General features: G+C 57.8%; 15 protein-coding genes, 1 tRNA gene and 1 pseudogene. 5 read left to right on the top strand and 12 right to left on the bottom strand.

Going from position 1 to position 21846, the window contains the following annotated elements:
• Positions 1–75 precede the first annotated feature (75 nt).
• A complete protein-coding gene (locus G1C97_RS06760) occupies positions 76–627 on the bottom strand; it encodes a MarR family winged helix-turn-helix transcriptional regulator (RefSeq protein ID WP_169241120.1) in 552 nt (183 codons plus the stop codon).
• Between the two features lie 155 nt (positions 628–782).
• Here G1C97_RS06760 and G1C97_RS06765 point away from each other — a divergent pair, with 155 nt between their 5' ends.
• Entirely contained in the window at positions 783–1787 is a 1005-nt protein-coding gene (locus tag G1C97_RS06765) for an aldo/keto reductase (RefSeq protein WP_169241121.1), read from the top strand.
• Between the two features lie 382 nt (positions 1788–2169).
• Here the strand turns inward: G1C97_RS06765 and G1C97_RS06770 are convergent, their stop codons facing one another.
• The 9 genes from G1C97_RS06770 to G1C97_RS06810 form a co-directional block, all read right to left on the bottom strand.
• Positions 2170–3144, bottom strand: a complete 975-nt coding sequence (locus G1C97_RS06770) for an EamA family transporter (protein WP_169241122.1) — start codon at positions 3142–3144, stop codon at positions 2170–2172.
• A gap of 80 nt (positions 3145–3224) precedes the next feature.
• The gene (locus G1C97_RS06775) at positions 3225–4718 is read right to left on the bottom strand and encodes a lanthionine synthetase LanC family protein (RefSeq protein WP_169241123.1); all 1494 of its coding nucleotides are present in this window, start codon (positions 4716–4718) and stop codon (positions 3225–3227) included.
• A 149-nt stretch (positions 4719–4867) separates the two neighbouring features.
• Positions 4868–5998 (bottom strand): NAD(P)/FAD-dependent oxidoreductase, encoded by a 1131-nt coding sequence (locus G1C97_RS06780; RefSeq protein ID WP_169241124.1) that lies wholly within the window; start codon positions 5996–5998, stop codon positions 4868–4870.
• Positions 5999–6080: 82 nt separating this feature from the next.
• The gene (locus G1C97_RS06785) at positions 6081–6860 is read right to left on the bottom strand and encodes an aspartate/glutamate racemase family protein (protein ID WP_169241125.1); all 780 of its coding nucleotides are present in this window, start codon (positions 6858–6860) and stop codon (positions 6081–6083) included.
• A 13-nt stretch (positions 6861–6873) separates the two neighbouring features.
• Entirely contained in the window at positions 6874–8484 is a 1611-nt protein-coding gene (locus G1C97_RS06790; protein ID WP_169241126.1) for an ABC transporter substrate-binding protein, read from the bottom strand.
• A gap of 106 nt (positions 8485–8590) precedes the next feature.
• Positions 8591–10216: a dipeptide ABC transporter ATP-binding protein gene (locus G1C97_RS06795; protein ID WP_169241127.1), complete on the bottom strand. Its 1626-nt coding sequence runs from the start codon at positions 10214–10216 to the stop codon at positions 8591–8593.
• Positions 10217–10228: 12 nt separating this feature from the next.
• Positions 10229–11131: an ABC transporter permease gene (locus G1C97_RS06800; RefSeq protein WP_169241128.1), complete on the bottom strand. Its 903-nt coding sequence runs from the start codon at positions 11129–11131 to the stop codon at positions 10229–10231.
• Entirely contained in the window at positions 11128–12072 is a 945-nt protein-coding gene (locus tag G1C97_RS06805; protein WP_169241129.1) for an ABC transporter permease, read from the bottom strand. Before G1C97_RS06805 ends, G1C97_RS06800 begins: the two co-directional genes overlap by 4 nt.
• Positions 12073–12515: 443 nt before the next feature.
• A complete protein-coding gene (locus tag G1C97_RS06810; protein ID WP_169241130.1) occupies positions 12516–13691 on the bottom strand; it encodes an FAD:protein FMN transferase in 1176 nt (391 codons plus the stop codon).
• Positions 13692–14049: 358 nt separating this feature from the next.
• Between G1C97_RS06810 and G1C97_RS06815 the strand changes: the two genes are divergently transcribed.
• The 3 genes from G1C97_RS06815 to rsmI all read left to right on the top strand — a co-directional run bounded on the left by G1C97_RS06815 (position 14050) and on the right by rsmI (position 17317).
• Positions 14050–15462 (top strand): MFS transporter, encoded by a 1413-nt coding sequence (locus tag G1C97_RS06815; RefSeq protein ID WP_169241215.1) that lies wholly within the window; start codon positions 14050–14052, stop codon positions 15460–15462.
• Positions 15463–15590: 128 nt separating this feature from the next.
• Positions 15591–15663 (top strand) — tRNA-Ala (locus G1C97_RS06820).
• Between the two features lie 586 nt (positions 15664–16249).
• Positions 16250–17317, top strand: a complete 1068-nt coding sequence (gene rsmI / locus G1C97_RS06825) for a 16S rRNA (cytidine(1402)-2'-O)-methyltransferase (RefSeq protein WP_417852217.1) — start codon at positions 16250–16252, stop codon at positions 17315–17317.
• 125 nt (positions 17318–17442) lie between these two features.
• Here the strand turns inward: rsmI and G1C97_RS12510 are convergent, their stop codons facing one another.
• Complete coding sequence (locus tag G1C97_RS12510) at positions 17443–17673, bottom strand: variant leucine-rich repeat-containing protein (protein WP_169241131.1); 231 nt, start codon at positions 17671–17673, stop codon at positions 17443–17445.
• A 566-nt stretch (positions 17674–18239) separates the two neighbouring features.
• Positions 18240–18821, bottom strand: a pseudogene (locus tag G1C97_RS06835) (hypothetical protein); the annotation flags it as partial.
• Between the two features lie 280 nt (positions 18822–19101).
• On the opposite strand from G1C97_RS06835, the gene metG reads away from it, so the two are divergent.
• A complete protein-coding gene (metG, locus tag G1C97_RS06840; protein WP_169241132.1) occupies positions 19102–20976 on the top strand; it encodes a methionine--tRNA ligase in 1875 nt (624 codons plus the stop codon).
• The last annotated feature ends 870 nt before the right edge of the window (positions 20977–21846 follow it).

Raw genomic sequence — 21846 nt, forward strand, 5'->3', positions numbered from 1 at the left:
TCGATTGGCTCGGCCGCGCTTCGGCGTCGGTCGAGCCGGCTGCGGCTGAGGTCTGACCTCAAAAGGGACTGTCGATCAACTTTCACTATCGGCGTCAGTCTGCTGCATGCGTTCCCTGCCGTGATCGACGATCTTGCGCAACAGGGCGACCAGCTGAGCGGCTTCCTCGCTGGTCAGTCCGCTGCTCCAGAACTGTTCTCGGGAATTGTAGGTGGTGAAGGCGTGCTGGAAGTGCTTCCTGCCCTGATCGGTCAGCGACAGCAGCACTACGCGGCGATCGATGGGGCTTTCTCGACGCAGCATGTCGCCTCGTTTGACCAATCCGTCTACCGTAACGGAAGCCGTGGCTTTCTTGATGGGGATGTACGACAGCAGGGTGCGGAACTCCAGCTCGCCGTCGGTGTACAGCAACAGACACATCAATAACTCTCTGGCATTCAGTCCCGTATCGGCAAGAGATTCGGCCAAGTCCTCCTGCAGAAAGTTCGATGCGAGACGCAATGTCATACAGGTGATCATGGCGTCGGCGTGGACTTCGGGAATTGACGGCGGTACTTTAGCGGTCGCTTCGTCGAGAAAAGACCAAAGTTCTGCTTCTGGTTTGTTGTTATGCCGTTGGCGGGCCATGGTCGTCCTTTGCGATTGTTGCACTGCGGTTATCAGTATATCAGTGGCTGTTGCGCGTTAAACAGTTCAGTGATAAACAGTTTACATATAAACAAATAGAATGATGGCATCCGCGTATGAGCGCGGGCCGAACTTCTCGTCGGAAGGAGACTGCAATGCAGTACAACACATTGGGCAACAGTGGATTGAAGGTCTCAGCCATCAGTTTGGGGTCGTACCACATTTACGACCGCATGAGTCAGGATGAGATTGAGGAGCTGCTGTCGTATGCCGTCAAACATGGTGTGAATTGGTTTGACGTGGGGCACTACACCTCTGCGGTGAATTCACTTGAGCGGGTTTCCACTACGGATATTCGATTCGGTTTTGCGCGCGAGGCTGCAGGCATCAAGCGTGAGGATTACATCCATACCGAGAAACTGTGGTATGGCGGTCCTCGCCCACGGTTCAAGGTTCAGCTTGCGGAATCGCTGCCGCGTGCCCAAGTTGATTACGCGGATCTGGTCATCGAAAATCCGGATACGGCTTTTTACTATCAGCGTGTCGATCAACTGAACGCCTACAGCGCCAAGCACATGATGATGGACATCGTGGTACAGATGGCCGACGTAATTGAAGCTGGGTTGGCAAAGCATTGGGGCATCAACCATGCCACCCCCGAGCAGGTGCGATTCGCTTGCGAATTCGCCGATCGTGAGGGCATGCCCAAACCCACCGTGCTTCAGATTCCTTACAACGCTATCAGCCGAAATATGGCCGAGGACAAGGAGCTGGTAAAGGTAGCTCAGGAATTCGACTTGGCGTATCAGGCATCGAATGTGCTTGCGGTGGGTGTGCTTGCTGGACGTCGCATCGAAGATGCCAAGCGTCCGTTGGGGCCGTCACATATGATGCAGGCCGCCGAAAAAGATATGAGCCGTTTCCGCGATCTGGCCGAATCGTTTGGGGCTTCGTCCGCACAGCTCGCCATTGCGTTCTGCCTGTCCAATCCGCAGGTGGCCTCCACGTTGGTGGGTACCAGCAAGCTTTCCCAGTTGGAAGACAATATCGGAGCCATAGATCTGCTGGAGCGTGTGGGAGCGGACAAGATCCGTGCAGCCTTGGCCGATCTACCGCAGAACGAGCACCAGCTCAAGGTTGGTGATGTGGATGACGACTGATTGCTTGTGACGCTATCTCGCTTACGAGGGGCGGATTGCTGTGCGGCGGAAGGTCTATCCGCGTTACAAAGGGCTCTTCTCCCATGCAAACGTTGGTGCGAATGCCTTCACGCCAACGCCGTTCCGCCGTTTTGGGCGTGTGAATACTCGGCGAGCAGCCCCTTGTACCGCGGATAGACCTTCCGCCGCCACGAAATCAGCCCCTCGTAAGCGAGATAGCGGCATCGGGGTCGGTTGGTCTGCCATGTAGCTCTGCCGCTGTGCCATTGCCGCTGCGGGTGCCGGCATGCGGTGACCGGAGGGCAACCAGCGGTACCCCCGATACCTCAACGAGCGATGCACCGGTATGTGGCTCAACCGCTTGTCGAAACTTCATGGATTTTTATATGGAGTCACGGCGCGACGGCTTGCCGTCTCCTCCCGCGTGCTTTGCGCCGCCGGCTGCGAATATGACGAGCGCGCAGACCAACAGGATGAGATTTGCTGCGCTGCCGGCCGAAAGCGGCTCCTTGAAATACAGTACGCCCAGACAAATTTGGATGATCGCGGAAAGATACTGGGTGATGCCAAGATTGGTCAGCATGGTGCGGCAAAGAGCGAAGTTATACAGTACCAAGGGCGCAAAAGTCAGTAGTCCGGATAATACGAACAGCGCCCACTGGCCAGCGGGTATTCCCGAGATAACGGGCATGGCTCTTCCGCCGGCCAACACATATACCGATGTTGCCACGCCGAGCACCAGCATTTCAGCCGAGAACGATGTGAGTGAATCGACAATGCTGGGAACCAGCTTATGCACAAGACCATAGAGAGACCAGGTAATCGGCAACAGAGCCGCCGCTATCGGAATGTGCCCATTGGCGTATCCCGATAGCAATACGGAGGCGAAGGCCACCATGCACCCTACCCACTGTGTTCGGGTTAAGGATTCCTTAAGTACCACCACGCCGAGAACGACTGTCAATAACGGATTGACCAGATAGCCGATGCCGGCATCGGTGACCTGATTGGACAATATCGCATATATGTGAGTCAGCCAATTCGCTCCGAGCAATAATGCGCAGATGATGGTTGCGGCAAGCTGCTTCTTGTCAGTGACAAGCCTGACAAGATTGGGGATCCTGCCCGTACATACCAGAAACATTATGGACAGAACGGTTGTCCACAGTATTCTCTGAACGATCACCTTTTCGTAGCCGGCCGCATTCAGATTGCTGAAAAGAACCGGCAGGAAGCCCCAAATAACATAGGATCCTATGCCGGCTGCCGTGCCGAGAACAGACGACGCCGTCCCGGCATCGAATTTTCTGGACAAACCGACATTGTCGCTGACCGTGTTCGACATGTTGTTCGACATGTGACTTCCGCTTACTGGTGAGATCGGCTCAAGGAGCCGTAACGGGCAGGTTCAGTATTCACCATGAGGCGTCAACGACCTTATTTCCAGAAACCAATGTCGTCATAAGCGCGGGGAAGATGCTCGCCCTTGTCTGCAAGGTACAGTTCAAGCAGTGAGGAAGCTACGCCTGCGGCACCGTCGCGCAATCCGATCGGACGCCCTATGCGAGTGGGATTCAGCCTGGACCATGCTATAGGCCATATCGCTTGATCCCCAGATTCGGAACGAGTTACCTTCGCGGTGCCGAGCAGCACGGAAGCGGCACGATTGGCGAGCTCCAGCCAATGCTCGTCTTGATGGATCTCGTTCAGGCTCAGGAAGAAATGAACAAGTCCTGCATGTCCGCAGCATTGGCATACGTTATTCCACAACCCTGGAGATTGATGTTCGGGAACGCCGATGGATTCGAGTCCTTCAACATACCCCTTGACCGTATCCAGATACGATTCGTCGTCGGTCAATGCGTAGAGCGACAAGAACAACTTTGCGGTGCCGGCAATGCCGTTGCATTCTCCCGCATAGAACAGATCGCGGCCTGTGTTGAGATCGTGCGGAGAAAGGAAGCCTTTGGCCTGGGACACGGCATGATTGGTGAGGAACAAGGCGGCCTGCTTTGCGCCGTCCAAATAAGAACGATCGCCGGTCTCGTGGTACAGCCGCAGCAGCGTAAAACCTGCTCCTGCGGGCCCATACGAAAAATTCGGGCGGTGAGAGCCGATGAGCCGCTGATAGTTGGCAATGGTGGCAGGTTCGACGAAACCGCCCGTTCGAGCATCGCCTGTCAGCGATTCATAATACTTGTCGCGCCAGTAGTTGCGTTCGGCGATCTGTGCGAATGCGTCAAAATCCAAGGATCCGTCAGGTTGACGCACTCCGTGCGAAAGGAATTCGCGTCCGGCGGCGGCGATCACTGTGGTGATCTCATTAGATTGGAGAATGGCGTTGATGTCAATCAGAATTTCGATGATGCCGCCATCGAATAGTTGGGCACTGTTATTCGCCCAGTGCACCCCATTTTCGCCTGATTCCGCAATGAGAAGGTACCATTGCGCGATCTGTGCCAGAGCCGTTTCGATGGTGTTCTTTAAGTCCTGGTCGAAGTCTTGGGCGCTGGGATCCTGGGATACGGCATACCATGCTCGCCTGAGTGATTCGGCGACGCCTCCTACGCCGAAGTCGACGCTTTTGCCGAGTTCCGGCAGGGATTCCTGCCGCTGCAATGCCGCAACATTGTCTGGCAGGAGAATATCCCGCCAGTGAAGTGCCGCGAACCGGGCGGCTTTGGCGAAAATCTCGCCATATGTGGAGTTTCCTGTCGCCTGATACAGATTGGCGTAAAACTCCACAATGCCGGTGGAACCGTGGTATCGGGATAGATCCAACGGCGCATTCGGCTCCGTCGTCCAATACACGCCGTCAGCGTGGGTATGGGCATATTGGGATATCGAACGTTCCGCGTCCTGTGCTAGTTCAAGGTATTGTTCGGCGGAATCCGCTGTGGTAGTGGGAAAAAGGGTGCCATAATCCGTCATTGGTTTGTCCTTCGCTGTTGCGCCGGTCGATGCGGGAACGCATCGAACCGATGATTGATATGAATTTCGATGTGAATATCGGAGTGCCTTCAATTCGGGTGCCGGACAGAAGAGCCGGACAGGAGAGCCGGACAGGGGAAGCCGGCGCGTCAGTTCGCCGCGAACCGCTGCGGTCGAAAATCGTCCAGCACATGGAACTCGTTGCCGTCCACCAGCTCGTCTCCCAACAGCTGTCCCAACAGCAAGCCGACCGTGGCCCCGCTATGCGTGAAGACGACGGAAACATTGGTGCCGGGAATGGTGCCGACTACGGGATAGCCGTCTGCGGGAATGGGGCGGATGCCGACCTTCACGCTTGCGGCGTGCAGTTCTGGCTTGCCTTCCAGGGCGTTGCCTACTGCATCCAGCAATGTGCGCACCGCCTCTTCCGGTACGGCCTGTCCCGGTGTATCGACGAGTTCTTCCAGCTTGCTCGCCACGATGACCAGTCGTCCTGATGAATCCGGCCTCACTCCGGCAAAAGGTATGCGCAACAGTGTCCGTGGCGGATTGTCGACCGGTTCGGTGGTTATCGTGACGCCGATATTCGATGACTCGGGGATGTCGGCGATCGGTTCGAGAAGTTTCGTGGTCGCCGATCCTGCGGCGACAATGACATTGTCTGCGTCAATGGTCTGGCCGTCAACGGTCTGCACGCCTGACACCACATGATTTTCATCGGTGAGCAGACGATTGACGCGGGCCGGGACGATCTGCCCGCCATGCTGCTTCACGACGCCATTGAGTTCATGGATGAGCAACGGGAGATCGACCCACGCATCCTCCGGCTCGTACAGTACCGTTCCCCGCACCTGGGACCAGTCCACTGTCGGCTCGATCGACTGGGCTTCCTGAGCGGAAATCGGATATATATCCTGTCCTTGAGACGCCAAACGTGCGATCTCAGCATCGATTGATTCACGTGAAACAGCCACGGTTGTCGTCGGCAGCAGCTGACGGTCCGACGAACTGCCCCAATCGAGTCGTCCAGAGGGATGGTACCAGGACGCCGAGGATCGGAGCTGCTCATGGGCCAGCCTCAATCGTCCCAATGTGCGCAACGTGTGATATGCGGGGGAGGTGGCGGCGGCATCGTTGATCCACCCCAATGATCTCGCCGACGCCGTCTCTTCCGGAGAGCCGCTGTCAAGCAGAGTCACCTGCTGGCCGCGTGATGCGAGTCTTGCGGCGGTGGCCGCGCCTAATATCCCATTGCCTATGACGAGGTATCGCTTGGTCATGTCAAAAAGTCTTTCTCTAGCAGCTGTGTGTATGGCAACTGTTCGTAAGTCGCAGAACGTCTAAACGTCAGAACATGAGACGTCATTGGACTGCGGAATGAAGCCACTGGATTAAGGTGTCCGCATCCCACACCGGCAGGCCTGTGCGATGCCGGATATCCTCGGAGAACGGAGCGAGATTGGTGCATTCCAGCACGATGGCGGCGATGCTGTCGTCCGATGCCAGTGCCTGGTCGATGCCGGCCAAGACTTCATCGCTGGCTCGTCTGACGTCGTAGTCGTCGGTGTCTGACGTGATCACGCCATGCAGATACGTCGCTTCAGTCAGAGCGGCGACCCTCACCCGTGCGAAATCAGACTGCGGGACGCCGCTTTCCAGCAGCTGTTCCTCATCGATTCCATGCTGTTCGATGGTGACCACAAGCACTTTCTGATCTGATCTGAGCAGCCTGAGCGCCAATTCCACTTGCAGCAGACTTGAAGTAGCTACCGGAATGGCGGTCCGATCGGCGATCTGCGACTGGTATCTCGCCATTAGTCCGCATGATGTGCCTGCCACTGCAATGCCCTGACCGGCCATCGTGTTGACGGCGTCGATAAACCCCTCTCGGACTTTCTCGGATTTCGGGGCGATCATATCGGACGGACCTATGCCTTGCACGATGGCATAATGCACCGGGAAAGGGAATGTGGTCGCGTTGCCGATGTCCCCGAGGGGGTGCGGGATGGTCGAGTCCAGCATGGCCACGCCTACGGAAACTCCGTAGAAGGGTCTGCCGCGCTTGATCGTCGCGTGCTCGCGGTGATGTGTCTGGTTATGTGCCTCTTGCGGCAGATGGCTGAACGAATGGGAGGCGCTCATAGGTCCAAGCTCCTTACGCGAGTTTCGCGTCGTACAGGTTCAGGCGAGATTCCGCATCGTAGGTAACGCCCTGCACTCCCTTGCTCAGACCATAGAACTGCACGAGATACGCGACCGGGATCTGCAGACCGCGTTCCACGATTTCCTTCTGCACGTCTTGCAGAATCTTGTTCCGGGCAGTGTCGTCGGTGGTGGCGTTCTGTTCGGACAGCGGCGCGACTAGATCGTCGTCGGCATCCAGATTCGAACGATTGCCGCCGTCCACGGGAGACACCTGGCCGCGGAGTACGTCCGCATCGATATCGGTGGTGTTCGCGAACAGGATGGAGTACTTGTGCTTGCCGGTGACCTCCGAATAATCACCGGTGTAGTCTGCGAAATCCACCTGCAGGCCGTTCTGGTTGAGCTGCTGCACCACGAGCTCCAGCAGCTTCTGGGAAAGCGTATACGGGCTGGCTTTGGTGATGTGGAACGACAGGGGCTTGCCGGCCTTCTCCCAAATGCCGTCGCTGTTCTTGCTCCAGCCGGCGTCTTCAAGGAGCTTGTCGGCCTTGGAGGGATCGTATTTCAGCTCATCGGAAAGATCGATCCATCCGGAAACGTTCTTGGTCAACAGGCTGATGGCGGGCTCGGACTTGCCTCCGAAAGCCACGGTGTTGATCTCGTCACGGTTCAAGTAATATGAAACGGCCTGACGCACGGATTGGTCCGTGAACGGCGCCTCCTTGACGTTCACCTGCAGACGGAGCGGCACGCCGGGCGTGGTGACGGGCACGATTGTCGCCCCTGAACCTTCGGCGGACTGGAAATCCTGCGGGTCGATGCTTTGCACGACCTGTGCCTGTCCTGAAGTCAACAGGCCAAGACGGGAACTCGATTCAGGCACCAGCTTGAACACGATTGTCTTGATATATGCCTCGCCCGTATGCCCTGCGTATGAAGGATTGGTGTCGTAATCCTTCCTCGCGTTGATGGTCACATCCTGATTCGGCGTGTATTTGCCCAATGTGTATGGGCCGGTTCCCACCACACCTGCGGCGCATCGCGCTTCGGCGGACTGGGCTATGGTGTTCGGGGAGAGAATCGAGAGGAAATCGCTGGCCGTGTGATTCAGGAACGAACCATTCGGTTTGCTGAAGGCCACGGTGACGGTCTGCGGGTCAACCACGGTTGTGCTTTTGTAGTTGGCGAAGTAGCTGCTGGATCTGACGCCCTGCGGATAGGTCGCGGCCTGATCGAAGTTCTTTTTGACCACTTCGGCGGTAAGCTCCTCGCCGTCCGAGAAGTGAACGCCTTTTTTGAGATGGAAGGTGAATGCCGTCGCGTCTGCATTGGACTCCCAGCTTTCGGCCAAGGCGGGGAGCAGCTTGCCGGTTTTCGTGTCCAAAGCGGTAAGGCTTTCCACGACCTGCCGCAGCACGTTATGCACAGCCGGTTCATCGAACTGCCATGGATCAAGGCACTTTACGGTTCCGTCCAATGCGACGGTGAGCGTCTGATCGGTGGCGGATTGCGCGGCTGTGGCGCTGCCGCAGGCGGCCAGTGAACATGCCAGTGTGCCGGCGGCAAGGACGGTGAGCAATCGCTTGGTGCGGGACGCGAACAGGGAAGTCGGAAAAGTCATGGTGTTGCTTTCTGTACGTAGGAATGAATTGTCGTTGTAAATTGCGTAAGTACTGCGTAAGTACTGCGTAAGTATTCGTATGTATTGGCCGCGATCGGCTCTGTCGTCACGTCAATGACGAAGGCACATTGACGTGACGATGCCAGCGCGGAATGGAGGAGACTAACTGTTGGGTGTAAGGATGCTGCGGATTGGCGAGTACCTGATCCGTTTCGCCCTGTTCCACAATGAGGCCATCATGGATGATGATGACTTCATCCGCGAGCATTCGGACGACCGCCAGATTATGCGAGATGAGCAGGTACGCCATGTCATGCTCCACCTGAACTTTATGAAGCAGGTGCAGGATGTCGTTCTGCACTGAGACGTCCAGTGCGCTCGTAGGCTCATCCAGCACCATCAAGTCGGGTTTCATGGCCAAAGCCCGGGCGATGGCGACTCTCTGGCACTGCCCGCCGGACAAATCACCTGGCTTCTGGTCGAGCACGGTGTTCGGCAGAGAGACATCGGCGATGAGATCACGTATCTGCGCACGTCGCGTCGCGCTGTCCTTGTTGCCGGATGCCGTCAGGGCTTCATCAAGCAGCCGCTGCACCGAGTACCGAGGATCGAGCGAAGCGTATGGATTCTGGTACACCATTTGGATCTTGCGTCGAATGGGTCGGCTATCGCGATTATTCAGTCCGGCGTATTTGGTGTTTTTGAACTGCACATATCCGCTGTCGGGTTTTTCGGTGCCGACGACTATTCGTGCAGTCGTGGTTTTCCCGGACCCCGATTCTCCCACTAACGCGAGCACCCGTCCGTCCGGAATATTGAACGATACGTCATCCAAAGCGACGTGAGGCGCGCTGTGGTTCCCCGGGAACGCCTTCCTGACATGCTTGACTTCAAGCAGGGCCTCTTCATCGTCCGGGACATATGGATCGGACGACAAGAGACGCTCGCTATCCATGCTGGGAACGGCGCGGATAAGGCGCTTGGAATACTCATCCTGAGGATTGTTCAGCAGCGCGGAAGTCTCGCCTTGCTCGACAATCGTCCCGTGATGCATGATGACCATGCGGCTGGATCGCTCGGCGGCTACGGCCAGATCGTGGGTGATCAATAGCATCGCACTGCCGGTTTTGCGGATGAATCGATCCAAGCAGTCAAGGACCACCCGCTGAACCGTGACGTCGAGTGCGCTGGTCGGTTCGTCCGCGATCAGTAGCTTGGGGTGCAGCGCCATCACTATGGCGATCAGCACTCGTTGCAGCATGCCGCCGGAGAGTTGATGCGGATATTTCTCCAGCAGAGTCTCGGCATGGGGAAGTCCGGCGTCGGTCAGCAGCTGTATCGCCTGCTGCTTTGCCTGAGCCTTGGTGATGCGATTCCTGAGCCGCAATACGCCGATCAGCTGTGCGCCGATTTTGCGGACCGGATTCAATGCGACGGCAGGATCCTGCGGAATATATCCGACATCCGAGCCGAGATATGACGTGATTTCTTTCGGCTTGAAATCCAGTACGTTGCGTCCCTGGAACAGCACAGTTCCGCTCACCGTGGTCGCATCGGGCAGCGTGCGCAAGATGACGTGCGCCAGCGATGATTTGCCTGAGCCGGACTCTCCCACAACCGATACGGTCTGCCCCTGTTGGACGTCAAGCGAAATGCCTTGAAGCGCTTCAACGGACTGCTGCGAGTCATGATAGGTGAGATGAAGATTTTCGATCTGTAACAGAGCTGTCATGATTCACTCCTTTCAGTCATTCCATGCGTGCCCGAGGCGATTGGCCGACAGCACAACAGCGATAACCACAAGTCCGGGCAGCACAATCAGCCACCATCCCGAAACCAGATAGTTTCTGCCGTCCGCGATAATGGATCCCCATTCCGGGGCCGGCAGCGGATTGCCGTACCCCAGGAAACTCAGCGAAGCGATTTGCAGGATGACGTTGCCGAAGGAAATCGAAGCCAATGCGAGAACCGCTGACAAGGCGTTAGGCAATACGTGCGTGAACGCCACGTGAGCATGTCCGAGGCCCAACCCATATGAGGATTCGATGTATTTGCGAGACGCAATGCTCAATACGGAGGAACGCATCACTCTTGCGAATTCTCCGATTCCGCTGATGCCGACGGCGATGGCCACCTTCGTCGTTCCGAATCCGAGCGCGGTAACCACCACTATGGAGAGCAGCAGCGCCGGAATGGACAGCAGGATATCCACGACGCGCATGATGATGCTATCGACCACACTGCCGGACAGTCCGGCGATGAGTCCGAGCAGCGAACCGACGACCAAAGCTATCGCAATAGCGAGGAGTGCCGCGCGAACCGATTCTCCGGCACCATAGATCATGCGGGAGAGCACATCGCGCCCAAGCTGGTCGGTGCCGAACAGGTGACGAGCGCTCGGTGCGGCCAATCGTTCGGCGGCGTCTCCTTGAATCGGATCGAATCGGGTGAAGAGGCTCGGTTTGATGGCCCAGCCCAAGACGAGCAGCAGTACCGCGACGGCAATCGCCAAGGATGGCTGACGGAAGTTGCCGACGAATGCGTCCAAGATCCGCGAATGCCGCGGGAAGGAGAGAGTGGCCGTTTTGGTGCGTTGCCCGACGCGTTGTACCTTCAACGGGATTGCGATGGTGTCCGGTTGCTTCATTTTCTTCCCCTTCGCGAGCTGTTGCGGATGCGAGGATCGACAAGTGGGTAGAGCAGATCCACCACGAGGTTGACGCCGGCATATACGGCGGCGGTGAAAATAACCACGCCCTGTACTACGGCCATGTCCTGCGAGGTGACCGCCACCTGCGTGATTCGTCCGATGCCATTGCGAGAAAATACGGTTTCCACCACTACGGTGCCTGCCAGCAGTTCGCCGATGTGAGTGGCGATCACCGTCATTACTGAGATGGATGCATTCGGCAACGCTTGCTGGAAGAGCGCCGCCAAACGCCCGTATCCGACGGTTCGCACCGTCTGCATATACGGCGAGTGCCACTCTTTGTCCAAGCTGTTGGTGAGCACTTGGGCGATCAGGGAGCCGGTTCTCAGCGACAAGGTCACGGCCGGCAGAATCATCGCGGCAAAACTGCCATCGCCTACTCCGGGGAAAATATGCAGGGAGAACGAAAACAGCCACAGGAGAATAAGGCCGATCCAGAACCCTGGAATGGAGGAGCCTATGGCCGGCAGCGCCCAGCATATGCGTCGTACCGTTGCAAAACGGGAGACTGTAGCCAAAGTGGAGACCACAAAAGCCAGAGTGATTGCAATAAGCAACGCCAATAGAGTAAGTCCGAGGGTCTGCGGCAAAGCATTGCCGATAAGTTGCGATACCGGCATTCCGGTTGCGACGGAGATGCCTAAATCGCCGTGAAGAATGCCGGTGAGCTGCTTGACGTATTGCGTCAGAAGCGGCTGATCAAGACCGTAGTAGTGCTCCAATTGCTCATATTGGGCTTGGGATATGTAGCTTGACGTCTGCAGCTTTTGCGTAGCCGCATTGCCGGGCAGCGCATACAGCAGTAAAAAGCTCAGCGTAAACGCAGCCCAGACTACAAACAGCGCTTGCAGCAGCCGCTGGACGACGTATTGAGCCATGCCCCCTCTTGCGGCGGCAATAGCTTTGGGGCTTTTGAGAGAGAGTGCCCCTGCGGTATAGCCAGTCATACATGCCTTTTCTGAACGATTGAGTTGGGTTTTGCTGATTCGTTGTTGATTCGCCGTTGATCCGTCGCTGATTCGTCGAGAAGAACGACTGCTTATGGCGTCTGCGCGCCATAGCTGGATACAAGTCCCCCAGTGCTCGATGTTTTGAATTTCCCCCTGCGAGGTCCTTGCCCAACCAATGAACCTCGGTGAGTCTCAATATATATGGTGAGTGCCGGTCAAATCGCGGCTCAGATATATTGATTGCTTATGGCTTGCTAATTATCGGCAGAGAATCGCTATTCGGTTGCGCGATGGATTGTGACGCGGTTCGAACTCGACGGCAAGTCCGTAGCGGGAGGCCTCTGGCTGTGTAATGCGGGCCTCCATGATGATTATCGGGTGAACACGTTGCCCGGGAAGCCTTCGGATTGCGTGGCGGTGCGATCGGCGTTGAGTATTGCGCAGTTGAAATCGAAGCAGTGGCTGAGACGGCTGGCCGGTGTGGTGAACAATGCGGTCGCCAATCCGTCGGCGACCGCGGTGGGGTATGCGGATGATGCGGCGCTAACGGCAACCCAAGTAGCTGCTACATCGTCGACCGGCAGTCCATCGATGGCGTTGAGCAGATGGTGAAGCTGATGTCCGGCGGCTTCGCCCCAATGGCGACGGCTGGGCGCGCTCGCGCAGAAAGCGCTGTGCCGCAGTTCGGCAGTGCCGACCGCCCGGCTTGCATCGGACGGGTCCTCTAGTGCAATCGTGAGCGGTTCGGCGATGTTCACCAGTAGATCCCCGCCCGCGTCAATGACATAGTTGGGATTGCTGCACTGGCCTGCGCCCGGTGTTGCGGCTGTCTGCCGGCGTTCCAGGGCTGGCGATATTTCGCTGTCGGGATGATCGTGAGCGGCCATCGAGGTCGGCTGAGAGCGGTTGGCTTCATCGACTCTGTCGATATCGTCGGCCAAGAGTCCGGCGATCATATCCACCAAGTACCCCTTGCCGCACGAACCGAAGTCAAGCGCGACCGCACGGTGTGTGACCAGCGTTGCGCCGTTTCGAGTCACGTCATTGACCCATGCCGCGCGGCCGTGAATCGCCCCCAGATGCCATTCGCGTTCTGCCTTCGTACGGATTGCGTCACCGAAGTGTTGGGCGGCGGCTGTGTCGAGCGTATCGGATCGGACGAAAGCATCGTCGCTGCTGTCGTAGCCGAAAGCGTCGGGCGAGACGACGAACGAATATGATGCGTCGTATCCCAGTCGAATCAAATCCTCGCCTACGCACGGGTCGATTGCGCCGCCGGTTGCCGTGAACAGGCGGTCGTGCAGATCGAACAGGTCGGCGCACCAATCGGGGAAAACGAATGTGCCGCCGTGCCGGGCGGCGCGCATCCGGGCGACCGTCGAATCCTCTCTGAACCGAGACAACACCGACTCATATCGTTCGATGAACGAGCCGATTCGTCCACGAGCCGCTTCGCTCAGGGGATGCTCGGTGTGAATCAGCAGCCCCGTGCCCAGCGCGTGCGGGAATGCGGCGACATGGGGGAGCTGCTCGGCGAGAGTGGTCATGTGATCATCTTATTCCGACGGGTTTGGTGCCGTTGTGCCTTTGGTGCGCGCAGCGTACGTTCTTCCGGACTGTATCGCCGGTCTTCTGAGAGAACGTACGTTACGGTCGGCTGAGCGTACGTTCTTCCGGATGGGGCGGAATTACTCTGGAGAAACGTACGCTGACGGGTGTGGGATCTGAGATGGGTAGGGTGAGGGTTGAAGATGTGATCTCATGGTTGTGTACGGGGGTTTGGGGCTTGGTTTTGGGGTGAATGTCGTAAGAAGGCTGAGTGATACACTGATGTTGACGCAGCGTCAACAAGGAGGTTTGGCTGTGAGTGGTTCTGTTCGAATTTCCGATGCCGATACGGTTGGTATGGCCGGCGCGTCCGGTGTGTCTGGTGCGTCTGGCATTGCGGGGAAGTCAGTCATCAAAGACCTGCCGATTGCCAAAGTGTGGGCGTTTGCGATCGGTCAGTTCGGCTGGGCGCTGCTGTCCGGTATCATCTCCAACTGGCTGGTGTACTTCTACCAACCCGACCAAGAGACCATCTCCCAAGGCCAGACTGTGTTCGTGCCGCAGGGACTAGTGGTGCTTGGCATCGTGACCGTGGTGGGCGGCATCACCGCATTCGCTCGTTTCTTTGACGCCTTCGTGGACCCGGCCGTGGCCTCCCTCTCCGACCGATGCGGCGCGAAGGAAGGCCGGCGTATGCCGTTCCTCAAGTTCGCGGCCGCGCCGCTTGCCATCGTCACCGTGTTGGTGTTCTGGAGTCCGATCAACGGCACGAGTTGGATCAACGGCGCATTCCTGTTCGTGACCGTCATCGGATATTACATCGCCCTCACGTTCTACTGCACGCCATACAATGCGTTGATCGCTGAACTCGGGCATGACTCCAAACAGCAGCTCACCATCTCCACCGCCATCTCCTTCACGTGGGTGTTCGGCACAGCGATCGCTTACGTGGCACCGGTGATTTGGGGTGCGTTCGTGCCGATGATGGGCCGCATCACCGCCATCCGCGTGACCTTCACCATCATGGCCGCCGTGGCGTTCATCTGCATGCTCGTGCCGCCGCTGGCCATTCGAGAGAAGGAATACGTCAATTCGCAGCCGACCTCGGAATCCACCATCGAATCGTTGAAGCAGACGTTCGGTGACGGCGAATTCCGCAAATTCGTCTGCTCCGACGTGGTCTACTGGGTGGCCATCACCACTTTCCAGACCGGTTTGCCGTTCTTTGTCACGAGCTTGCTGAAGTTGCCCGAAACCACTACGACCATCTACTTCGTGCTGATGACCGGCGTCTCCGTGCTCTTCTACATGCCGGTGAACATTCTCGCCAACCGCGTTGGCAAGAAAAGGTTGCTGCTGGTAGCGTTCGTGATCTTCACGTGCGCGTTCGCATTCGCCGGCGCGCTTGGTTCGGAGGAGTTGAGCTTCCTGCCGGCGATGGCTCAGGGCCTGATTCTTTCGGTGGTCGGCGCGATTCCTATGGCCGCGTTCGGCATTCTGCCGCAGGCGATTGTGGCGAACATCGCCGATGCCAGCTCGCGCGTGACCGGTCAGGACCGTCAGGGCATGTTCTACGCGGCTCGCACCTTCGCAATGAAAATGGGGCAATCCGTGGCGATGCTGCTGTTCACCGGCGTATCCACCATCGGCATGGCCTCCGGCGCGGGGTACCGGATTGCGGCCGTATGCGCCGCGGCGCTGTGCGGTTTGGGCGGCATCGTATTCGCGTTGTACAACGAGAAGAAAGTGCTTGACGTGCTGGAAGCGTGAGCTTTGCCTCGACTTGCCTCGACTTGCCTCGACTTGCCTCGACGACACCTCTTCGCGTCAAATTGCGTTTGGCCACACCCCGTATTATATTTATGCGAGTTGCCCTGCGGAGCAAGGCAACATTCCAAGGGGCTGTAGCTCAGTTGGTAGAGCGCTTCGTTCGCATCGAAGAGGTCGCGGTTTCGACTACCGTCAGCTCCACTTGGGTCGCTTGCATTCATTCCACCGCGAGCGGCCCATTTTCTTTTCCGCGGACGAGCTTGATGCCCCTGCAATCATCCCAAGGCCCGACAAGCCCAAACAGACACACATTTTGGCCTATAACCCCGAATGTGAGTCGGAAGAACGCCTCACCTAGGATTTAAGACCCACGTTTTGTCTATTAACCCTGCGTTTTGGTCTTTTACTCTAGGGGATGGAATACGTTCCGGACAACGCCGAATTCCTGAGCTGTCGGCTTGGTGCCTGTTCCTATAGCCCTGAAAGCCCGCATGTTCGCAATGATCGTCGCTCAGTGATGGCGTATCTCGCTTACAAGGGGCTGATTTCCGCTTTCTGAAAGATCTATCTGCGTTATAAGGGGCTGCGCTTACTCAAAATAACGGCGATGTGGAGCGCTAATACACGCCGGAACCATCTCTGACAACCCCTCGTAGAGCCGATAGATCTTCCCGAAAGCGGAAATCAGCCCCTTGTAAGCCGGAAAGCTGTGGGAAGCCGCCGGAAAGACGTGAGAAAGTCATCGAGCAGAGCCGATTAACTCCGTGGGGTGGGTGATACTGGAGATATGACAAGCGCAGAGAACATGGCAGACAATGCGAATGAAACTGTGCCCGAGACCGGGCGGTCCGAATTGACCAGTGTGATGGCCTATGGTGAGGAAGCTGTCGATGCCGGTACGACCGAAGCAGCCGAGCCGCTCAGCCAGCCAGCAGGAGCAAACACCCCTGACACACCCACAACTACGGTAACCATCCCGGCGGGGACCGTAGTGCTTGCCGCCACGCCAATCGGCAATGTCGGCGACGCTTCCGACCGGCTCAAAGCCTTGCTCGCCCAAGCGGATATCGTCGCCGCCGAAGACACCCGCCGTCTCTACGACCTCGCACGCCGTCTTGGCGTCTATGTGAACGGTCGCGTGGTGGCGTATCACGATCACAACGAACGCAGCAAGGCCGACGGTCTGCTCGATCAGGTGGAAACCGGTGCCACGGTGCTGGTGGTTTCGGATGCCGGCATGCCAACCATTAATGACCCCGGTCTGGCCATCGTGCGTCGCGCCATCGAACGAGGACTGCCCGTTACCTGTGCGCCCGGCCCCTCGGCGGTACTCGATGCCCTCGCGCTTTCCGGCTTGCCTACCGACCGTTTCTGCTATGAGGGATTCCTGCCGCGCAAACATTCCGAGCGTGTGCAGTATCTGCGCACGCTGCTGGGTGAGCGTCGCACCATCGTCTTTTACGAGACCCCGCACCGTATCGCCGACTCGATGGACGATGTATTGGACGCGTTCGGTCCTGCTCGTCCGATGGCGCTATGCCGTGAGTTGACCAAGGATTATGAGGAGATTCGTCGAGGGTCGATCGCCGATATTCGTCAGAGCGTAATTGACAATCCGCCTCGCGGCGAGATGGTGCTGGTGATCGGCGGCGCCACGGACGAAGAGGCCGAAGCCGCAGCGCCTAACAGCTTAAGCGTGGAGGATATGGCCGTGCTTGCCATCGACCGGGCGCTGGAAGACGGCGTGCGTATCAAGGACGCCATCGCCCAAGTGGTGCAGGAACATCCGTTGGCCGACGGTTCGTTGGCCAACCGCAAGCAGGTCTATCAGGCTGTGCTGGATATCAAGGGTTAGGCTAGGTCTAGGCCGAGCCCGAGAGATAAAGATAAGCAGAGAAGACTGCGCGGCAGTCGATTGTATGTCGCGCATTGTCGGTTGCCGTTTGCTTGTACATTGGCGGCCGTCCGCTGCTCGGTCGCTCACTCCTGTTCCAGAGATTCCAGCAGGATTTCCAGTGATTGTCTGACGCCGGGACCGCCGGCTTGTGAGACGTATTCGAGCAGCGCCGCCCCTGCTTTGGGATTGGCCACCAGCCATCGCCGTAATTCGGGAACGTGCTGGGCGATATGCCAGAGTACGTCTTCGCCGGTGTCTGGCGAACACGCCACGGCCGGTGTCAGGGCCAACGGTGGTTCCGGTGGCGCCGTCATATCGTTGATATATCGCTGGTTGGCGGTATGACCGGCGGCGTGACGGGGCAACCGCTGCTGTTGCCGGAGTCTTGCCAGACGATGGTTGGCGCGATGCCTCGCATGGCGGCGATGCCTTGCGCGTCGTGGTGGTGCGCTGTCGATTGTTGTGTGCCATGCCGTCATGCGTGGTCTTAACATGCATAGTCCTAACATGTGCGGTCCGAATGTACGCTGTTCTGCCATGTGCGGTCCTCGCTGAGATGAATAAAATTGGCGGTTCCGCGACTCGTCCAAGTTCGCGTCTGCTTATGTTGGGATGCTTCTGCGCCGGTGTGGTTTGCGCTTTCCCGACTTGGTTTCGCGCCATTGAGACTTCTATTGAAACTTTTGAAACTTCTGCTGACGCTTCTGCGAACAGCGCTTCAATGCTGATCCAGCAATGCCAAAATGTTTGCGGCCGATGCTTCAGGTCTCTCACCTGCGAGCTCAGATCCGATCCCAGATTCAGTCTGGGTCGCAGCCCCGGACTCAGTCCCGGCCCCACACCCAAGCTCGGCTTCCGACCCAACTTCAGCCTCAGGCCGATCGTCAATCTCCCGCTGGATTGATTCAAAGAACAATCGTGCGCGCCCGGCGAATTTATGGTGCCGGTGCTCCCGGATAATGCGCAAACAGTCGCTCGGCTGGAACGCGTACGCGGACATCAGCCGGCAAACCAGAGTGTTGGTCAGCGACGGGCTGGGAATATCGTTCGGCACCATCACCAGATCGCAAGCCGTGCGTGCCGGTGTGGTAATCGGCATCCCTCCTATTTTGATGATCTGCTCAGGCAACGTCAGCCGTTTAAATACACGGATACGCCGACCGACGGAAGCGGTGCGAAAATGCGAGGTGGAGATCACATCGAGGGTTTCCGGGAAGTCGATGCCGTTCAGCCACACCCATGCGGCTGTCATCATGCAGGGTACCGTGCCGAATGGCACCACTTTCGCCACGATGCGTGCGCGTCCGTATAACGTGTCGGCATGTTCGGCCCAGTATCCGGCAGATTCGTCGAGCTTGTGCACGGTCCCGATTTCGGCAAGCCGATTCAGACTGAGCGGACCGGGCAAGTCCTTGGTCAACAAAATTGGCGGAATCGTTGGGCTCGCCGGATGTGAACGCAACCGTGGGTAGGCGGGCGGCGCTGATTGCGCTGGCCTTGTTGATCGCGTCGGCTTTGCCGTTGTTGTGGTCCGGTTCCTCGTTGAACGGATTGTGTAAGTCATGTCTGTGACCATACGCATATGCCGGCGTCTGCCGCCACTGCATCAGTGAAAACGGTGGATAAGTGGATAACTTTGGCCGGGCTGATAGGCTCCGCGTTGGAACGGTGGATAACTGTGGCTGAGGATGGTGGAAAGCGTAAGGTTCCGCTGTCGCCGCCGCGCCGGATAATCAGGGTTTATGAGTCATGTTTTGGTGAATGTTGCTTGGCCGTATGCGAACGGCCCCCGTCATATCGGTCACGTCGCCGGCTTTGGTGTGCCCTCCGACGTTTACGCGCGCTACGAGCGCATGAAGGGCAATGACGTGCTTATGGTGTCCGGCACCGACGAGCACGGCACCCCGATTCTCGTGGAAGCCGAGAAGGAAGGCCTGACCGCTCAGGAACTGGCCAACCGATACAATCGCGTCATCGCCAAGGATCTGTGCGATCTCGGCCTGAGCTACGACCTGTTCACCCGCACCACCACTGGCAATCACGAGCATGTGGTGCAGGAGATGTTCAAGCAGTGCCTGAAGAACGGCTACATCTACAAGGGCACCCAGCAGGTGGCCATCTCCCCGTCCACCGGCCGTACCCTGCCCGACCGTTACATTGAAGGCACCTGCCCGATCTGTGGTGCGGACGGCGCTCGCGGCGACCAGTGCGATGCCTGCGGCAACGAGCTCGACCCGGACGAGCTGATCAACCCCGTCTCCAAGATCAACGGCGAGACCCCGCGCTTCGAGCAGACCGAGCATTACTTCCTCGATCTGCCGGCGCTCGCCGAAGCCAACAAAGCTTGGCTGGAGACCCGTGAAGGCTGGCGTACCAACGTCATCAACTTCTCCCTCGGCCTGTTCAAGGAAGTCAAGCCGCGTGCCATCACCCGCGATATCGACTGGGGTATTCCGGTGCCGGTGAAGGGCTGGATCGATAACCCGAACAAGAAGCTGTACGTCTGGTTCGATGCCGTGATCGGCTATTTGTCGGCCTCCATCGAATGGGCCCGCCGTCAGGGTGATCCGGAGAAGTGGCGCGAGTGGTGGAATGACCCGTCCTGCCCGGCTTACTACTTCATGGGCAAGGACAACATCACCTTCCATTCCCAGATCTGGCCTTCCGAGATGCTGGCGTACAACGGCCAGGGTTCCAAGGGTGGCGAAACCGGCCCGATGGGTCCGCTCAACATGCCTGAGCAGGTGGTGGCCTCCGAGTTCATGACCATGGAAGGCAAGAAGTTCAGCTCTTCCCGTGGCATCGTGATCTACGTCAAGGATATTCTGTCACGCTACCCGGTGGACGCCGTGCGCTACTACATTTCCGTGGCCGGTCCGGAATCCTCCGATTCCGACTTCACCTGGGCTGAGTTCGTGCGCCACAACAACGAAGAGCTTGCTTCCTCTTGGGGCAATCTGGTGAACCGTGTGGCCAACCTGATCGCCAAGAACTTCGGCCAGATTCCGGCTCTGGATGAGGATTCGATGACCGATGAGGACCGTGGTCTGCTGGAGGAGACCGCCGCCGCGTTCGACGTGGTCGGCTCTGCGATCGAGACTCATCATCAGAAGCACGCTCTTGCCGAAGCGATGCGCGTGGTCGGCGATATCAACAAGTACATCTCCGCCACTGAGCCGTGGAAGATTAAGGACGATCCGGCTCGCCTCGGCACCGTGTTGCACGTGGCTGCACAGGCCGTTTCCGATGCGAACCACCTGCTCGCTCCGTTCCTGCCGCACTCCTCGCAGAAGGTGTGGGAGGCGCTCGGCGGCACTGGCATGTTCTCGCCGCTGCCCGAGTTGCAGGAGGTCGAGGATCTGGACAAGTCCGGCTTCACGTATCCGATTATCACCGGTCATTACGAGCTGGGTGCCACGGTACACCCGTGGAAGAGCGAGCCGATCGAAGTGGGCGCTCCTGTGGCCAAGCCCACGCCGATCTTCGCCAAGATTCCTGCCGAGGCCGTCGAGGAGGAGCTGGCTCGTTTCGATGAAGCGCTGGCTGCCCGCCGTGCCGCCGAAGCTGAGCGTCTGGCCGCCGAGAAGGCCAAGCTTGCCGCCGAGGAGGCCAAGTAGCGAATAGTCTAGGGATGCCTGGGGTGTCCCGAGGATTCCCGGGGATGCGGTTCCATGTAACGTTTGGTTCCGTATCCCCATTTTTTGTGTTCTTTGAGCCGCTTTTGTGTTTTCTGTGCCGCTTTTGGGTTTCTTGACCCGCTTTTGGGTTCTGTGTTCCCGGTTGTTGCGTCTTCCCGTTCTGCGAAAAAGGTACGCTGACTGATGCTCAGCGTACCTTTTTCGCAAAAACGGGGGCGGTGCGGCGAATGAAGGTTGTGCGGCACAGATGGACAATGAGGCAGTCAATGTTGGGTGATGTCACAAACCCGTCACATTTTGCCAAGATATTTCCCAGAAAAGCACATCAAATTGCCAAGGAAGCGGCGGTTAACTAGATCATGTCAACGGTTGATCCGATGACACCCCATAACTGAACCCTTCTTCTCTCTTCTCTCTCACCCGGCGGCTCCCCCCGCCGGGTTTCTTTTTGCGGGTAGGTCGGTGCATAGTGCCTCGTTCTGTGCTTGGGAGATTGATACGTTGCAAGCATAGGAAAGCTGTCCGGATGCGTGATTGTTGTCTCGGTTGCTGATTCAACCGGTTTATGCGCGAACCGTGCCAGATTCGGCTGTCTCGGTAGCCCGATTTGGCTCTTTTGACGGAACCGGGACGAATGCAAAGAGGCAAACGCGGATGAGCTCCGACCGCGAAGCTTGGAATTTCAACGTTTTCGGGAATGCAGTGCCGCGCCGATAGTCGTCTATGGGAGGTTGAGCTGTCCCGGTTCCGAATAACAAGGCAAAATCTCGAACCGGGACAGCGAAAAAATGTCCCCGTAGCGCCGTCAAACGATTGCCTAACGTACCGAGACAAATAGATGCCCGCTGG

It is taken from the genome of Bifidobacterium olomucense (assembly GCF_012932375.1).
Classification (GTDB): domain Bacteria; phylum Actinomycetota; class Actinomycetes; order Actinomycetales; family Bifidobacteriaceae; genus Bifidobacterium; species Bifidobacterium olomucense.

Excerpts from the sequence above, each read along its gene's own strand:
- G1C97_RS06760 (WP_169241120.1), bottom strand. The coding sequence starts at position 627 with ATGGCCCGCCAACGGCATAACAACAAACCAGAAGCAGAACTTTGGTCT.
- G1C97_RS06765 (WP_169241121.1), top strand. The coding sequence starts at position 783 with ATGCAGTACAACACATTGGGCAACAGTGGATTGAAGGTCTCAGCCATC.
- G1C97_RS06770 (WP_169241122.1), bottom strand. The coding sequence starts at position 3,144 with ATGTCGAACAACATGTCGAACACGGTCAGCGACAATGTCGGTTTGTCC.
- G1C97_RS06775 (WP_169241123.1), bottom strand. The coding sequence starts at position 4,718 with ATGACGGATTATGGCACCCTTTTTCCCACTACCACAGCGGATTCCGCC.
- G1C97_RS06780 (WP_169241124.1), bottom strand. The coding sequence starts at position 5,998 with ATGACCAAGCGATACCTCGTCATAGGCAATGGGATATTAGGCGCGGCC.
- G1C97_RS06785 (WP_169241125.1), bottom strand. The coding sequence starts at position 6,860 with ATGAGCGCCTCCCATTCGTTCAGCCATCTGCCGCAAGAGGCACATAAC.
- G1C97_RS06790 (WP_169241126.1), bottom strand. The coding sequence starts at position 8,484 with ATGACTTTTCCGACTTCCCTGTTCGCGTCCCGCACCAAGCGATTGCTC.
- G1C97_RS06795 (WP_169241127.1), bottom strand. The coding sequence starts at position 10,216 with ATGACAGCTCTGTTACAGATCGAAAATCTTCATCTCACCTATCATGAC.
- G1C97_RS06800 (WP_169241128.1), bottom strand. The coding sequence starts at position 11,131 with ATGAAGCAACCGGACACCATCGCAATCCCGTTGAAGGTACAACGCGTC.
- G1C97_RS06805 (WP_169241129.1), bottom strand. The coding sequence starts at position 12,072 with ATGGCTCAATACGTCGTCCAGCGGCTGCTGCAAGCGCTGTTTGTAGTC.
- G1C97_RS06810 (WP_169241130.1), bottom strand. The coding sequence starts at position 13,691 with ATGACCACTCTCGCCGAGCAGCTCCCCCATGTCGCCGCATTCCCGCAC.
- G1C97_RS06815 (WP_169241215.1), top strand. The coding sequence starts at position 14,050 with ATGGCCGGCGCGTCCGGTGTGTCTGGTGCGTCTGGCATTGCGGGGAAG.
- rsmI (WP_417852217.1), top strand. The coding sequence starts at position 16,250 with ATGACAAGCGCAGAGAACATGGCAGACAATGCGAATGAAACTGTGCCC.
- G1C97_RS12510 (WP_169241131.1), bottom strand. The coding sequence starts at position 17,673 with ATGACGGCGCCACCGGAACCACCGTTGGCCCTGACACCGGCCGTGGCG.
- metG (WP_169241132.1), top strand. The coding sequence starts at position 19,102 with ATGAGTCATGTTTTGGTGAATGTTGCTTGGCCGTATGCGAACGGCCCC.